Genomic DNA, 14,078 nt, shown 5'->3' with positions numbered 1-14,078 from the left:
TGGAACAGCGTCCACAGGTCATCCGGCGCCATCCGCTCGATAAGCGCAGCAGTCAACGCCCCAGACTGCCGCAAGATCACACCAACTGAAATGGCGTCTTAGTTCACTCAACGCCCCTCGGGTGGATCAGTTGGAAGGCGGCTGGCACACGCCACTGGCCTACCCGATACGTCGCCTACGTCAGCTCCATGCACGGCTGGGCCTCGTCTTTGGGAGTCACGGCGGACTGGCTTGAGTGGCTTCTCTTCCATCTGAACGGTCGCGTGGACGGGCTCTGAGCTTGGGAAGCTTGGTGTCTTTGGCGGCGGTTGCTCCGCTGACCTGCGGTGGACCTTGAACGGTGCGCAGGAGGTCGCCGACTTGCCTCCCCGCTGTTCCCCGTGGTTGTCCGCAGAAACTGGCACGCATCTGGCACGTCCGACTACTCCGGGCTGAGAGTCTGGGCCGGTGACTGATGATGAGGTTGTCGAGGCGTTGCGGACCGTCGCCAGGGCGGAAACTTTGCCGCCGCCCGCAGTTCCGGAGGCTGTCGCCGCGGCGGAAGAGGCCATCGGGTTCCCACTGCCTCCTCTCCTGCGGCGCTTGTACGTCGAAGTCGCCAACGGCGGATTCGGCCCGAACGAAGGAATCCTGGGAGTGAGCGGCGGGGCTGCACAGGGCAACTTTGCGGACATCACCGAGCTGTACCAGGACGGCCCGGATCCGTCCGGCCGCATCCCGGCCGGCCTGGTGCTGATCTACGAATGGGGCTGCACCATCTGGTCCCTGGTCGACTTCCGGGATCTTGCGGGCGCCATGTGGGTCAACCACGAAGGCGAGTGCTGGCCCCAGGGCGTGAACCTCGCGGAGTGGCTGACGAGCACGCTGGCAGGAACCGTGACGGTGGAAACGCTGCTGGAGAGCCAGCCCACTTCGTAGACCAACTGCCCCACTGCCCAGCGCCGGTACATCTTCTTCATGGTTGCGAAACTTGAACCCACGACCTCTTCGTCCCGGAGCAACTTGGGTGGGGCGGCTGCCTTGGGCTGGTGCGGTTTTCACCTGCGCTGACGGTCCGGAGAGGTTCGCGGTTGTCCGCCAGTGTTCGTCGGCGTTGTCACGCAGTTAGACACTCACTGCTGCGGCATGTCAGTTGCCTGCTCGCGGACTTGGTCAGGGGTGTCCATCGGGAGATCGATCCGCAGGCCGGCCCGCTCGGACGAAGTCGCCATATTCGTCCTGGACCATGCTCTCGTTAACCCACCTGCTCCGCACCGCACCCGTGGCCTCCTCGGCAGCGGCCAGTGCCGTAGACGGGTCCTCGGCTGTGGCAACGAGTCGGCCGAACTCCTCTTCGTCCTCGTCGGCGTCGAGTGGTGGGAACTCGACCAGGTCGGAGAACCTCTCATGGCCGACGTCCTCGGCGGTATGGACGTGGACCTCATATGACGCCTGCGTTGGGCGGACCTCGACGTACCTGACCCCGAGCCGATCCGGAGCCCCGACCGGACCGAGGAACTGTTCCACTGGCCGGCCTCGCTTCAGCGCACCGATGATGAACGCTTCTGGCAGGTAACGCACCCTGCAAACCCTACCCAGCGCGTCCGGCCTGCGACGCCAGCCAAGCTCTCAGCTTGGGAAGCTGCGGTCATTCGGGGCCGGCTTGGGCGCTGACCTGGGCGGACTGCTCCGACGCGGTCTTATCGGGCCCAATTGCGCCGCGAGCTGAGCCACCGGCAGGTGGCAAGCGACTCCGCTCGGAGATCATCAAGAGTCGGCCTGCTGATGCACTGTGTGCCCGATCTAGGGGTCGTACCACACCGGGAGCTCCTGAGCGACGCCTAACTCGACGCGCATGAGTGCTCGCACATGCTCCAGCTTCTCGATCACCGGGTCCAGGAGGCCGATGGCGTGGTCGAGCCTCGTCTGACGAGCAGATGATTCCGACTCGCGTGCTGCCTCCATCAGGAGTCTGTAGGCGAACGTGAGCTGGATATTCACGCGGCTCTCAACCGCGAGCACTCCCTCGCTTGCAATCATCTGAGCTTCAGCGCGGGCGTCCCGTTGGGCACGCCGCGCGCTGCCCACCTCAGCTGCTTCCGTGTCGGCGGGCCCTGATTTGAGGGCGTAAGCGTACGCCAGCATCGCGTCGCGGTAGTGGCGATCACGCGCGTTCAACTGGACGTAACAACTTCGAAGTTGATTGACTTTCTGCTGCTCTGCGGAAGCCCTCTGCTCTGCGACACGGACCCGCTCTGCCTGTTCCAACTCTCGCAGTTTGGCGCGCTGGGACAGGGCTTGGGTGATTACTGTCGAAGCCAGCGTGCCAAGTACACCAACGATGGCTACGATCAAAGACACAGTCGCGCCGGACATTCCACCCCCGCCTGGGCACTCAGCCAAGTCCCACTGCTGTGCAGACAGTAGCGAACGGGCCCGGAGGCCCTCGCCTACCTCGGCTCGAACCACGGATGATCTTCGAGCCGAATCGCCTCCGCTGTGTGGGCGCGGTCGTGACTCCAACTTCAATGCGGGGTCCGTCTGCACCTCAGACGACGATGGTGAGCCATGACAGCGGGTTCGCCGACCGATCAGGCGCGCGTGTACTTCGCCGCACCCCGCCGGCCTCAGCCACGCCATCGGGGCTTGTCGTCGACCACAGTAAGCCGCGACGGCTGGCCCGTTACGACGGCGCCGGAGCCCTCAGCTTGGGAAGCTGCGTGCATTTACGGTCGGCTCGGGCGTTGACCTGGCCGAATGGTCGTGATGCGGCCTTGTCGGACGCTGCCACCTTCACCGTGGTTCCCCGTTGCTCCCCGCTCGATCTGGTGCGGTTGTGGTGCGGCCATCCAGCCGACGGTCTTGAAAACCGGCGGAGGGGGTGCCGATCCAAGAGCTGCACCCCCTCTATGGGCCAGGGTCAGCCCATGCTGCGCCTGTTGGCTGGCCCCACCTGGATGTCAACCGCGACAGCTGCGATCAGCCGAGAGTTGTTCACGCTGTACTGCTGGTACTGCTCTGCTATCTCATCCCATGGGAGATCCGGCGGACGCATGCCCTGAAGCCTGCGGAAGAGACGTACGCATTGTTCTACGAGTGTTTGGTACATCGTCAGGACTGCCGGGTGCGCGATCGTAGCCAGCGGGCCGGAGCGACGGGTCAGCTGTACGTTCGCAGTGTGAAATTCCAATAGGGCCTCCAAGGTTGTGGCCTCCGCTGTACCTTCCCCTCGGCAGCTAACAAGCTCAGCCAACTTGTACTGAAGATCGTCCGTATCTTGCAGAAGCTCGGCGTAGACCGCGCGACGCTCCTGTCGTAGCCAGTGATCGAACTGGTCGTTAGCCTGCTGTCTTGCCTGCTCTTGCATGGCCCGGGCTGACCTCTCGGCCCCTTCGCGGGCTCCGCGTATCGCTGCGTAGCCCCCTGCTGCAGCGCCGCCTAGTGCGCCTACCAGACCTACGACTGCGGCCAACAGAGCCGCCCAACCTTGATCCAAGGTGACCCCTCCCTCACCCACAGCAAGGTACGCGGAACGTGTCCCGATGGATGTGGACGGGCTCTCGATTTACATCCCGATAGGTCTGGTTCTGCGCTTCGGCATCACCTTCAAGACCCGCGTTTTCCCTGTTCAGGTGCGGTGGATCCGTGCGCCTGGTGGTCGTCGTCGGTCATCATTGGTCACTGTTGAGCGGCCTCGGACGGCCCAGCCTTGCCGGGTGCAGGGCCGCGCTCGACTGACGACAGACACTTTCGATGTGACCAGTCTGTACCTCAGCCAACGAAAGTCAGCCACGACGGTGGACGCGCCGAACCGGTCAGGCGCGCGTGTGTCTCGCTACACCCTCACCGGCCTCAGCCACGCTATCGGGCTTGTCGTCGACCACGGTAAGCCGCGACGGCCGGCCCGTGACGACGGTGCCGGAGCCTTCAGCTTGGGAAGCTCAGATATCCATGGGTAGTTGGTGGGTTGATCTACGACGGACCGACGTTCCCACCTCGGCGCATCCATTGCCTAGCTCTTGCCGCTCCCCTGAGTCTCCGCTGTATCTGGCACACGAGTGACACGAGCCTCGGCTTCTTGCTTCGAAGCACCATGGTGGAGGCCGGGAGTTGGCAGCTCCATCCAGCCGTAGCCACCTACTGCGGAAGTCTGCGATGCCCTGCCTTGTCGGCGACCGTGGCGCTACGCTGCCGTCGTGACAGACGAAGAGACGAGTGAAGTCCCAAGTTCTGCTGAACCGCTCGAACGCGGCATCTTTGATGGGTTTTCAGGCTACACAACCCCTACTGAAGATGACTGGAAAAATGTCCTGAGTGACGGGCTGATAGTTGTCGATACGAATGTTCTATTGAACCTCTATCGATACAACCAGGACGCGCGGAGCTCTCTTCTGGCCACACTGCAGAAATTTGAGGCGCGCCTTTGGGTGCCGCATCAAGTCATGGATGAATTTTGGCGTAACCGTGAGAGTGCTCTTGAAGATCCAGAAAGGCAGCTTCAGCAATCTATTTCAGCTCTGAGGTCCGGCCTAGAGAAGCCCATTTCTGATCTGCGCCATTGGGTAAACCGTGTGTCCTTGGATCGGGCAAGCGCCATCCAGCTTGAATCAAAGCTGACGAGTGCGCTCGAAGACGTAATCGGCGCCATGGAAGTCGTGGTTGATAGTAGCGGAATTGAGATGGAGGCGGATACATCAAAAGATGCAGTAGTGGCTAATCTTACTGCCTTGCTGCAAGGGAAAATTGGCGGACCTCTCGATGCGAAGGATCACGACGCTGCCGTAGTCGAAGGAAAGCGGCGCATTGAGAAAGAAGTTCCACCTGGCTATAAAGATAAGAAGAAACAATCGCGAGGCGATGATACGGAGGTGGGAGACTACCTCGTGTGGCTTCAATTGATCCATGAGGCTAAGCTAAGAGCCAAAGATGTTCTTTTGGTGACAGGAGACACAAAGGAAGATTGGTGGCGCACTCGAAACCGCATACCTTTGGGGCCTCGGAATGAACTAGCCGAGGAGCTGCTTCGCGAGGCCGGTGTCCGGCTATACATGCTAAAGCCAGATCGACTGCTTACTTACGCCCGAGATTTCCTGCAGGTCGCCGTCAGTGAAGACTCGGTGCAAAATGTGGAGATGGTAAATGCTCAGTCGGAATCCGATGAGCTATTTCGACATCTAGAACGACTGGCGGAATCAAATAGCGCCCATGCTGTTGTCAGTACATGGGTTGAGGTTGAAAAGGCGCTCCGTAGGACGCTCCCAGGCGATCCATCTCAGCATCGCCGGACTACTGCTATGCAGATGATCGGGGAACTGGCACAGCAAGGCCTAATTTCTCAAGAAATGACACGCTCTGTCAAAGAGTTGAATCAGATTCGTAATCGCATCGCGCATACGGGAGAATCGGATCTAACGCAAGAAGGTGCGCTTTCTTTCGTATCTGCCGCAAGAAATCTCATCGAGGCTCTGGCTGTGACGGCCACTCCTCAAGCGCAAGGGCTGCGGTTTGAGAAATCGATTATTGACCTCATTCGAGCTGCTGGGTTCGAGATAACATCTGCTGATCTTTTGGCTGACCAAAGGTACAGCTTCCGTGTTGCGCATCGTTCGCAGTCGGGATCGTTCGTTGCAATACAGGTTAAATATTATTCGAGTGGTTCATTCGGCGCAAAGGCGCTTGATCTGCAGCGGGAGCGACTCTCCTCGTTGCCGGATAATGTGACCTCCCTGCTCGTGGTGACGAATGCGCCTCTTGTGGAGACTGTGCAAGCCTTCAACGCCTCCGCCATTGGTGAAAGCCCAGTCACGTTGGGAGGGCGCCGCTATATGGAAGTTGTGCAGTGGAGAAATTCGGACGATGATCACCTCGTGGTGCGTGCTCTGATGAGATCGATGCTTTGAGGCGGCTGATCGATGTGTGCGGGGCGCGGGCGCCGGCCGGGCTGGAGCGGGGCGGAGACATGAGCGCAGGCCCGGCCGGGGGCTGGGCCGCGCGCGGTGAGCGGAGCGAGCCGCCTTGAAGCAGTAGAGGAAGTTGTAACTCAGTCTGGCGGGCAGGGCTTGAAGTCGTAAGCGCATGCGGGAAGTTCGGGCGTCTGGCGGTGCGCGAGTGGGAGGAAGAGCACCGGTCGGATCGTCCACGTGATGAGGGTCTTGGCGTGGGTCACGGACACGGTGCACGGCTCGGCGCGCAACAGGGCTCGGCGGGTCTCGATGCGCCCCTCGTACAGCCACTCCCACGCCTCGTCGGAGGCGTCCGCGTCCAGGGCCGGTGAGATCGTGCGGAGCGCGACCGCTACCCATTGGTCCGCCTGAGGTGCCGAGTACGCGTCGAACGATGCCAGCAGCGCCGGCCCCCGCGGCTCGGTCAGGTCCTCGGTCCAGCACTCGCACCAGTAACCGTGTCCCGCCGCCGTGCCCTCGGTGAGCCTCGGGGCGCTGTTCTCCACGGTCCGAGTCACCGGGCGGTCGCCCCTCCGGTCAGGCAGTTCCTGCATTCGCATGACGGGAAGGCGCTTGTGAACGGTGGTGGACCTTCGAGGGGTGGAACGCTCACCGTGCCGCACTCCCGCGTGACGGTGCCGTGGTGGTCCACCTGGTACACCCTGATGGTCATCTTGGCGGTCGGCGGGTCATCCTGGGGCGGGCATGTAGCGTTCGTCATGTCGACGCTCCTTCGCAGCGTGGCCGGCCCCGAGGTCGTTCGCGCGGCCGCCGGGGCACATCTCGCATCGTCGCCTTCGCATAGCCAGGGCAACGGGTGAGTAAAGGGTGGCAAGCTGCCGAAGAAGGAACGCTCACAGCTTTGTGAGCGTTGCGAGCGGCCCTAGAGACCGATCCAGGCCGCCATGTGGTTGAGCGTCTCCGGTGTGCGGCGGGACTGGTGCACCAGGCCGTTGATCGTCTCGCGTGCGGCCGGGTGGTAGCGGGTCTGTTCGGGGGCCAGGCGGCGGGCCGCTACGAGGGACTTCAAGGCGGCATCGGTGTGCCCGGTCTCCATCTCGGCGCGGGCCCGTTCGATCAGGAAGTGGGCGCGGCGGGAAGTAGGGAGCGGGGAAGGCAGTTCGATGCTCCGGGCCTGCTTGATGGCTTCGTCGTACTGGCACATCTCCACGGCGGCGGACATCTTGTGCAGGGCGACGTTGGCCGGACCGAAGCTGAGCCAGTGCACATCGGAGGCGTCGCCGATGCGCTCTGCGATTCGGCGGGCCTCGGCGATGTGCTGTCCCACGGACGACGGCCGCTCGGCGCGGGCGGCGATGACGGCACCGCCGAGATGTAACTGTCCGGCGACCGCGAGCGCTTCTCGTGAAGGATCGCTCTGCCCGATCACGTCGTGTCCGGCGGCGATAAGACGTTGTCCGATTCGGTACTCGCCCTCGCGGAAGTAGACCAGGGCGCGCATGTACTGCCGTACGGCGGCCAGAGAGGGGTCGGATGCACGGTGCGCCGCCCAGCCCATACGGTCCAGAGCGACTGTGGACAGGTCGTAGTAGCCCAGCTTGACGCTGATGTCGTGCGCTGTGCGATAGGCGGAGGCCAGTGCCTGCCACAGCTCGGTGGACGGGTTCGACCATGCCGCGTGGGTCAGCTCGGCGACGAGGCCCGGAAGGTCGCGCGCCGCGCTGCGCAAGCGGGTGGCCCGGACCTCGGCGCAGAGACGGTCGGCCCTGGCGATGAGTTGTCGCGCCGGCCGGGTGGCCAGATCAGGGTCGGTCCCGAGGTCGTACAGGTCCAGGGACTCACGGATGGGCCGGACCAGTTCCGCGAGGCGGTCGCGCTGCAACTCCGTCACGTACGGCTGCCCGGTCAAGACCGTCACGTCGATGGTGAGGGTTCGGGCGCAGGCGGCGACGAAGGCAGCGGTGGCCGGGCGGGCCCCGCACTCGACCTGATTCAGATAGCTGTAGGAGTAGGGGAGCCTCTCGGCCATCTGCCGTTGGGTGAGTCTGGCAAGTCTGCGTTGTTCCCTGATCCGTGCGCCCGTGTGGTCAGCGTCCCGAGACGGCATGCGGCCTCCGTTCTGAGCACCCGATGGCACGGTACCCGCGTGGCTCTACGGGTACGTGGCTTCCGTTCACATCGCCTGGGCGTGGTCGTGTGTGATCGGATAAGCGCGTGACGACAACACGCCCTGTCCTCTACCTGTTCGGCTCCGCTGCCCCGCCGGTGTTCGACGTGGCGGAGGTCGTCGTGAACGCGCAGGGGCGGGGGTTCGACGTGTGTCTCGGGCTGACCCCGACCGCGGCACGCTGGCTGGAGCCGCGGAGGGGTGACTTGGAGCGGATCACCGGGCACCCCGTGCGCAGCGAGTACAAGCCGCCGAATGAGCCGGACGTGTGGCCGAAGGCGGACGTGATCGCGGTGGCGCCCGCGACCTTCAACACGGTCAACGCGTGGGCGCTCGGTATCACTCGTGACTTCGTGGTCGGCGTCGTCGCCGAGGGGATCGGCAAGGGCATCCCCATGGTCGCGATGCCCTGCGTGAACGCGGCCTACGCGCAGCACCGGCAGTTCGAGCGGAGTATCGCCGAACTGCGAGAGATGGGTGTGCGCGTCCTGTACGGCGAGGGCGGCTTTGTCCCGAATCCGCCGGGGCAGGGCAAGCCGTACGCGTACCCGTGGCACTTGGTCCTCGGTGCGGTCGAGGAGATCGTCGCAGGACGGTAGTCGCGGTGAGCCGGCGTGTCAGCCGTGGATGTCAGAGGGGTCGCACCTACAAACGTCTGTAGGTGCGCGTCCGCGCCGGCCAGTCCTCCGAGAGGGCTGCGCTGATCTATCAGCACTCCGACGAGGGGCTGCAGCGGGACCTCGCGGTCGGCCTCGACGACCTGGTTCGCGCCGAACGTGCGAAGCACCACAAGGGCAGGGATCACGACTGGGCACCACAACGAGAAGCCCACGGGCAACTAGTCAGACCCTTGTGGTGCGGATGTGGTGCGCACCCCGCTCACTGGGCCGGACAACAAAGAACCCCCGGGTCTCTGACCTGGGGGTTTGTCATGGAGCGGGTGACGAGAATCGAACTCGCGCTCTCAGCTTGGGAAGCTGATGTTCTACCATTAAACTACACCCGCGTATGTCAGGACATGGTCTCCTGGGAGGCCTTGCCTGGACGCTCGCTCACTTTACATCATCGTGGACGCCTGGTGCTCGGACCCCGGGGATCTGAGTCGGTTTCAGGGCGGGATCCGGCTGCGGGCGGCTCGAGTTGGGGCGTACCGTGGAGGCCGGAGTGCCGCCTGGAGAGTCCTCTCATTGATCCCGTAATGTGGCTTTTGTCGTCCGGGCAGAACCGCCGGACGAGGCTCCTGGGGAAGGGACTTGAGGGACTTGATGGAACGCACCGTCGTCCGCTGCGCGGACGGGCACGTCTTCAGCACCGCTTCGTTCCCGATGCAGCAGGCCGAGCGGCTCGGCCCCGGCCGGCTCGTGCGCTGTCCGCGATGCGCCCGGCTCCGCAGTGCGGTGCCCGTGGTCATGGCGAAGCGGTAGGAGGCGGCGAACCGGAAGGCGGGGAGACCGGCTGTAGTCGGCATGTGACAGCGGGCGCGCGGAGCCGTTGCGATTGCAGGGGCTCCGTGCGCCTTGCGTATCCTCGCTACGTGCTTCTCTCAGACAAGGACATCCGGGCCGAGATCGACGCCGGGCGGGTACGGATCGATCCCTACGACGAATCCATGGTGCAGCCGTCGAGCATCGACGTGCGGCTGGACCGGTATTTCCGGGTGTTCGAGAACCACCGGTACCCGCACATCGACCCCTCCGTGGAGCAGGCCGACCTGACCCGGCTGGTGGAGCCCGAGGGCGACGAGCCGTTCATCCTGCACCCCGGGGAGTTCGTGCTCGCCTCCACCTACGAGGTCATCACGCTGCCCGACGACCTCGCCTCGCGGCTCGAGGGCAAGAGCTCGCTCGGCCGGCTCGGGCTGGTCACGCACTCCACCGCCGGGTTCATCGACCCCGGCTTCAGCGGACACGTCACCCTTGAGCTGTCCAACCTCGCCACGCTCCCCATCAAGCTGTGGCCGGGCATGAAGATCGGGCAGCTGTGCATGTTCCGGCTGACCTCGCCCGCCGAGTCCCCGTACGGCAGCGAGCGGTACGGCTCCCGGTACCAGGGGCAGCGCGGACCGACCGCCTCGCGGTCCTTCCTCAATTTCCATCGGACCCAGGTGTGAGGGCTACGACGACATGACCGACGCAGACGTGCGGGAGAACCTGACCTACGAACGGTTCGCGAACGCCATCCGCGAGCTGGCGCAGACCATCGCCGACGACGGCTACGAGCCCGACATCGTGCTGAGCATCGCGCGCGGCGGGGTGTTCGTCGCCGGCGGGCTCGCCTACGCCCTCGACTGCAAGAACATCCACCTGGTGAACGTGGAGTTTTATACCGGTGTGGGCACCACCCTGGAAATGCCGGTCATGCTCGCGCCCGTGCCGAACGCGATCGACTTCTCCGACAAGAAGGTGCTGATCACCGACGACGTCGCGGACACCGGCAAGACGCTGAAGCTCGTCCGCGACTTCTGCCTCGACACCGTCGCCGAGGTGCGCTCCGCGGTGGTCTACGAGAAGTCCCACTCCCTCGTGAAGTGCGAGTACGTGTGGAAGCGGACCGATGACTGGATCAACTTCCCGTGGAGTGTCGAGCCGCCCGTGGTGAAGCGGGCCGGTCAGGTCCTCGACGCCTAGACCGGCAGCACGCGCACACGAAAGGGCCCCCGGCAGCCGGCCCGAGGCCGCCGGGGGCCCTTTCCCGTGCGCGAGGCACGCCGGTACGGGGGCACGAGGGTGCTAGAACGTGCCCAGCTTCACGATCGACAGCAGCGCCACCAGCTGGATCGCCGCCGCGCCCAGCGCCTTCGGCCAGGGCAGGTCGTGCGAGCGGGAGACCATCAGGGTCAGCAGGGCGCCCGCGCCGATCCAGGTGGCCCAGCCGAGGATCTGCACGAAGCCCGCGTCGCCGCCCAAGAACATCGCGAAGACCAGACGGGGCGTGTCCGTGAGCGCCGTGATCAGCATGGACAGGCCCACCGTGGGCTGCCAGGCACCGTCACCGCCGAGCTGGCGGGCCAGGGTGTGGGTGACCACGCCCAGGACGAACAGGCCCAGCACCATCGCGACCGCCGCGAACAGCACCATCGGCACCGTGGTGGAGAACGAGGAGTCGATCGCGTCCTTGCGGGCGCCGTCGAAGCCGAAGACGGCCAGCAGGCCGTAGAGGAAGCTGACGACGAGGGCGGGCACCCACATCGTGTAGTCCCGCATGCGCAGGAACGTCTGGTCGGGGGAGAGGATGATCCCCCTCAGCAGTTCCTTCCAGTGCAGGGGCGGTCCGACCGGTCCGGCGGGCGCGGCGGCCGAGCCGGCGTGGTAGGTCGCGCCCTGGGTGTAGCCGGCCGCCTCGTCGACCGAGAACGCCTGGGTGTGCCCCGGGTTGTTGGCCGCGTACGGGTCGTGCGCGCCGGGCCCGGGGGCCGCGTAGCCGCCGTCGCCGAAGTACTCCGGCCCGTCACCGCCCGGCCCCGGGTAGCCGTACTGCTGCTGTCCCTGCTGCGGGTACGACGGCTGTGGCGCCGACGGGTAGCCGTACGAGGGGCCCGACGGGGCCGGCCGCCCCTGCGAGGGCTGACCGTACGACGGTCCCCCGGGCTGAGCGGGGCCGTTTGCGCGCCCGCGCCCGTACGGCGCTCCCTGGGGCGCCTGCTGTCCTTGGGGGGTGCGGTTGTCCCGGCCCCCGCGTCCGATCCTGAATCCAGCCACGTCATCGAACGTACCTGGTCCCGGCGGCCGGCGGGCCGGGCCCGGTGGTCCGGGCCCGGCTTTGCGGCCGACCTGTGACATCCCCTAAGGGACCGTCAGGCACAGCACCGGGGGTTCTTCAGGGTTCGTCGCGGTTCATCAGTCCGCCATGACCGCGCCGAACTGCGGAGTGCCGCTGGCGGAGACGCCCACGGTGGTCACGCCGAAGGCACGCGAGCCCGACGTGGTGATCTTCCGGCCGTTGGACGGCAGGTAGGTGATGGCACCGTCACCGCCGTTCTCGTACGAGCCGATCACCAGGTCGGCCTTGCCGTCACCGGTGACGTCGTCCAGCTTGAGGTCGGCGCCGAACAGGTCGGACTTCTCGTTGCCGCCGGGCACGCCCGCGGAGTCCTGGGAGTAGGACTGCGCGCCCGAGGTGGTGTTCACGCCCGAGCGGGAGCCGTACAGGATGGTCACGGCCCCGGTGTCGGCCGCGCTGCCGAGGTCCTCCTGCGGGGTGCTGACGACCAGGTCCTGGTAGCCGTCGCCGTTGATGTCGCCCAGGTCCAGCTCCCAGCCGAAGGCGTCGCCCTTCTCCGAGGCGCCGGGCACGTTGCCGGTGTTCTGGGTGATGCCGGTGGTGGCGGCCGGGCCGGAGGCGGAGCCGTAGGTGACGTTGACCTTGCCGCCGTCGGCTGCGTTCGGGATGGCGGTGCCGTCACTGGTCCTGGCGTCCCAGCCGGCGCCGCTGACGATGTCCCCGAAGTGGTCGCCGTTGACGTCGCCGATGGCGGTGATGATCCCGGGCTTGAGGGCCTTGGCGGAGGCGCTGCTCAGGCCGCCGGAGGTGCCCGGCAGCCAGTAGTTGGTGTTCCAGCCGTACCGCGACCTGGTCTCGTACCCGTCGACCACGAGGTCGGTGCGGCCGTCGCCGTTGACGTCGCCGGCGGTCAGGTTCAGCGGGCCGTAGGGGTAGGTGTCGGTGCCCGACCGGATCGGCGGAGTGACGGTGCTGCGGCTGCCGTAGGCGCCGGCGGTGGTGAAGCCGCCCCGGTACAGGTACAGCGTGCTGGTGGAGCTGCCGACGACCAGGTCGTCCTTGCCGTCGCCGTCGAAGTCACCCGCGGCCAGGTTCTGGCCCCAGAAGTCGTGGGCGGAGGCGGCCGGGTCGGGCACGTCGGCGGCCTTGCCGGTCAGGCCGTTCCTGGAGCCCCAGAGGATGGTCACGGCGCCGCCGTTGGTGTCGCTGCCGACCTTCTCGCCCGGGGAGCCGACGGCGAGGTCGTCGTAGCCGTCGCCGTTGAGGTCGGCGTACGCCAGGTCCCCGCCGAACATGTCGCCGGTCTCGGCGGCGCCCGGGACGCCGGAGGTGTTCTGGCTGATGGTGGTGCGCTTGGCGGAGGAGACACCGGTCCTGGTGCCGTACAGGACGACGACCTGGCCGGCGTTCTTGTGCCCGCCGACGTAGGCGCCGGCCGCCGAGGTGGCGATGTCTCCGATGCCGTCGCCGTTGAAGTCGGCCTTGGCGGTCCTGACGGAGTCGGCGGCGGTGGCGGGCGACGCGGCGAGCGTGAGCAGGCCGCCCGTCAGCGCGGCGGCCACGGCCGTCGCCAGGGCGACGCGCCGGTGGTGGGTGTGCATGCGTTCTCCTGGCATGCGGGGGACGCCTGGCGGGGCATCCCGGCTGATGGGGTGCGTCCGTCCGCGTTCAGCACCAGTTGTTCCGCGGTTCACGGGCGGTCGGCGATCAGGAGACCCGCGGTGCCGCGCGAGGGTTGTACGTGCGTCCGGTAACGGTATGGGATCACCGTGACCGCTGTGAGTGCCGGGCACATGGTCCAGGATGGATCCATGAGCGTAGTGAAGATCAACGTGCTGAGCGTCCCCGCCGAGCAGCGGGAGACGCTGGAGAAGCGGTTCGCCTCGCGGGCCCACGCGGTGGAGAACTCCGACGGCTTCGAGTGGTTCGAGCTGCTGCGGCCCGTCGAGGGCACCGACCAGTACCTCGTGTACACGCGCTGGCGTGACGAGGAGTCCTTCCAGGCGTGGATGGAGGGCCCGATGAAGTCCGCGCACCAGGGCGGAGGCGAGGGGGGCGAGCGCCCGAAGCCGGCGGCCTCCGGCTCCACCCTGTGGTCCTTCGACGTGGTGCAGCAGGCGGCGCCGAAGGGGGCCTAGGGCCTGTTGCGGGGCCGGGGCGCCCAGTCCGGCGCAAGGCCGCTCGGCGACCGGGCCCGCACGCGACGGCGCCCCCTGCCTGTGCGGGTCAGGGGGCGCCGTCGGGTCTTGCGGTCTCGGGTCACTTCACCGGTTCGGGTTCCGGCTCGCTCTCGGTCTCGGGTTCGCCGG

Annotated in this window: 15 protein-coding genes, 1 tRNA gene and 1 pseudogene; 10 read left to right on the top strand and 7 right to left on the bottom strand. The window is 65.9% G+C overall.

Annotated features, from left to right (window positions below; genetic code table 11):
* Positions 1–125: 125 nt before the first annotated feature.
* From AB0B40_RS36725 to AB0B40_RS36715, 3 genes are all read left to right on the top strand, one after another.
* Positions 126–278: a hypothetical protein gene (locus AB0B40_RS36725; RefSeq protein ID WP_345047127.1), complete on the top strand. Its 153-nt coding sequence runs from the start codon at positions 126–128 to the stop codon at positions 276–278.
* Between the two features lie 169 nt (positions 279–447).
* A complete protein-coding gene (locus AB0B40_RS36720) occupies positions 448–918 on the top strand; it encodes an SMI1/KNR4 family protein (RefSeq protein ID WP_345047126.1) in 471 nt (156 codons plus the stop codon).
* A gap of 240 nt (positions 919–1,158) precedes the next feature.
* Positions 1,159–1,428, top strand: a complete 270-nt coding sequence (locus AB0B40_RS36715; protein WP_345047125.1) for a hypothetical protein — start codon at positions 1,159–1,161, stop codon at positions 1,426–1,428.
* A gap of 354 nt (positions 1,429–1,782) precedes the next feature.
* Here AB0B40_RS36715 and AB0B40_RS36710 read toward each other — a convergent pair whose 3' ends face one another.
* Complete coding sequence (locus AB0B40_RS36710; protein WP_345047124.1) at positions 1,783–2,247, bottom strand: hypothetical protein; 465 nt, start codon at positions 2,245–2,247, stop codon at positions 1,783–1,785.
* Between the two features lie 652 nt (positions 2,248–2,899).
* Positions 2,900–3,346 (bottom strand): hypothetical protein, encoded by a 447-nt coding sequence (locus tag AB0B40_RS36705; RefSeq protein WP_345047123.1) that lies wholly within the window; start codon positions 3,344–3,346, stop codon positions 2,900–2,902.
* An 829-nt stretch (positions 3,347–4,175) separates the two neighbouring features.
* On the opposite strand from AB0B40_RS36705, the gene AB0B40_RS36700 reads away from it, so the two are divergent.
* The gene (locus AB0B40_RS36700) at positions 4,176–5,879 is read left to right on the top strand and encodes a PIN domain-containing protein (protein WP_362267915.1); all 1,704 of its coding nucleotides are present in this window, start codon (positions 4,176–4,178) and stop codon (positions 5,877–5,879) included.
* A gap of 140 nt (positions 5,880–6,019) precedes the next feature.
* Here the strand turns inward: AB0B40_RS36700 and AB0B40_RS36695 are convergent, their stop codons facing one another.
* Both AB0B40_RS36695 and AB0B40_RS36690 read right to left on the bottom strand, forming a co-directional pair.
* Positions 6,020–6,439: a hypothetical protein gene (locus AB0B40_RS36695; RefSeq protein ID WP_362267912.1), complete on the bottom strand. Its 420-nt coding sequence runs from the start codon at positions 6,437–6,439 to the stop codon at positions 6,020–6,022.
* A 365-nt stretch (positions 6,440–6,804) separates the two neighbouring features.
* A complete protein-coding gene (locus AB0B40_RS36690; protein ID WP_345047119.1) occupies positions 6,805–7,989 on the bottom strand; it encodes a helix-turn-helix transcriptional regulator in 1,185 nt (394 codons plus the stop codon).
* Positions 7,990–8,096: 107 nt separating this feature from the next.
* On the opposite strand from AB0B40_RS36690, the gene AB0B40_RS36685 reads away from it, so the two are divergent.
* Positions 8,097–8,648, top strand: coding sequence for a flavoprotein (locus AB0B40_RS36685; protein ID WP_345047117.1), 552 nt, complete (start codon positions 8,097–8,099; stop codon positions 8,646–8,648).
* A gap of 68 nt (positions 8,649–8,716) precedes the next feature.
* A pseudogene (locus AB0B40_RS36680) lies at positions 8,717–8,833 on the top strand (integrase); the annotation flags it as partial.
* A 148-nt stretch (positions 8,834–8,981) separates the two neighbouring features.
* On the opposite strand, the gene AB0B40_RS36675 reads toward AB0B40_RS36680, so the two are convergent.
* Positions 8,982–9,055 (bottom strand) — tRNA-Gly (locus AB0B40_RS36675).
* 247 nt (positions 9,056–9,302) lie between these two features.
* On the opposite strand from AB0B40_RS36675, the gene AB0B40_RS36670 reads away from it, so the two are divergent.
* The 3 genes from AB0B40_RS36670 (at position 9,303) to AB0B40_RS36660 (ending at position 10,676) form a co-directional block, all read left to right on the top strand.
* Positions 9,303–9,473: a hypothetical protein gene (locus AB0B40_RS36670; protein ID WP_345047128.1), complete on the top strand. Its 171-nt coding sequence runs from the start codon at positions 9,303–9,305 to the stop codon at positions 9,471–9,473.
* Between the two features lie 110 nt (positions 9,474–9,583).
* A complete protein-coding gene (gene dcd, locus AB0B40_RS36665) occupies positions 9,584–10,159 on the top strand; it encodes a dCTP deaminase (protein WP_318202246.1) in 576 nt (191 codons plus the stop codon).
* Positions 10,160–10,172: 13 nt separating this feature from the next.
* Positions 10,173–10,676: a phosphoribosyltransferase gene (locus AB0B40_RS36660; RefSeq protein WP_362267908.1), complete on the top strand. Its 504-nt coding sequence runs from the start codon at positions 10,173–10,175 to the stop codon at positions 10,674–10,676.
* Positions 10,677–10,778: 102 nt separating this feature from the next.
* On the opposite strand, the gene AB0B40_RS36655 is transcribed toward AB0B40_RS36660, so the two are convergent.
* Positions 10,779–11,828, bottom strand: coding sequence for a Yip1 family protein (locus tag AB0B40_RS36655; RefSeq protein WP_345047112.1), 1,050 nt, complete (start codon positions 11,826–11,828; stop codon positions 10,779–10,781).
* A 57-nt stretch (positions 11,829–11,885) separates the two neighbouring features.
* The gene (locus AB0B40_RS36650; RefSeq protein ID WP_362267905.1) at positions 11,886–13,370 is read right to left on the bottom strand and encodes an FG-GAP repeat protein; all 1,485 of its coding nucleotides are present in this window, start codon (positions 13,368–13,370) and stop codon (positions 11,886–11,888) included.
* A gap of 210 nt (positions 13,371–13,580) precedes the next feature.
* On the opposite strand from AB0B40_RS36650, the gene AB0B40_RS36645 reads away from it, so the two are divergent.
* Positions 13,581–13,907 (top strand): antibiotic biosynthesis monooxygenase, encoded by a 327-nt coding sequence (locus AB0B40_RS36645; RefSeq protein ID WP_345047108.1) that lies wholly within the window; start codon positions 13,581–13,583, stop codon positions 13,905–13,907.
* Positions 13,908–14,078 lie beyond the last annotated feature (171 nt).

This window comes from Streptomyces sp. NPDC042638, assembly GCF_040647235.1.
In the GTDB taxonomy this organism is placed as follows: Bacteria; Actinomycetota; Actinomycetes; order Streptomycetales; family Streptomycetaceae; genus Streptomyces; species Streptomyces rameus.
The sequence above is the reverse complement of the archived record's forward strand: the minus strand, read 5'-3'. Positions and strand labels throughout refer to the sequence as shown.

What these genes read in the sequence shown, in the direction of transcription:
- AB0B40_RS36705 (WP_345047123.1), bottom strand. Translation starts at nt 3,346, where the DNA reads ATGCAAGAGCAGGCAAGACAGCAGGCTAACGACCAGTTCGATCACTGG.
- AB0B40_RS36690 (WP_345047119.1), bottom strand. Translation starts at nt 7,989, where the DNA reads ATGCCGTCTCGGGACGCTGACCACACGGGCGCACGGATCAGGGAACAA.
- AB0B40_RS36660 (WP_362267908.1), top strand. Translation starts at nt 10,173, where the DNA reads ATGACCGACGCAGACGTGCGGGAGAACCTGACCTACGAACGGTTCGCG.
- AB0B40_RS36655 (WP_345047112.1), bottom strand. Translation starts at nt 11,828, where the DNA reads ATGTCACAGGTCGGCCGCAAAGCCGGGCCCGGACCACCGGGCCCGGCC.
- AB0B40_RS36650 (WP_362267905.1), bottom strand. Translation starts at nt 13,370, where the DNA reads ATGCACACCCACCACCGGCGCGTCGCCCTGGCGACGGCCGTGGCCGCC.
- AB0B40_RS36645 (WP_345047108.1), top strand. Translation starts at nt 13,581, where the DNA reads ATGAGCGTAGTGAAGATCAACGTGCTGAGCGTCCCCGCCGAGCAGCGG.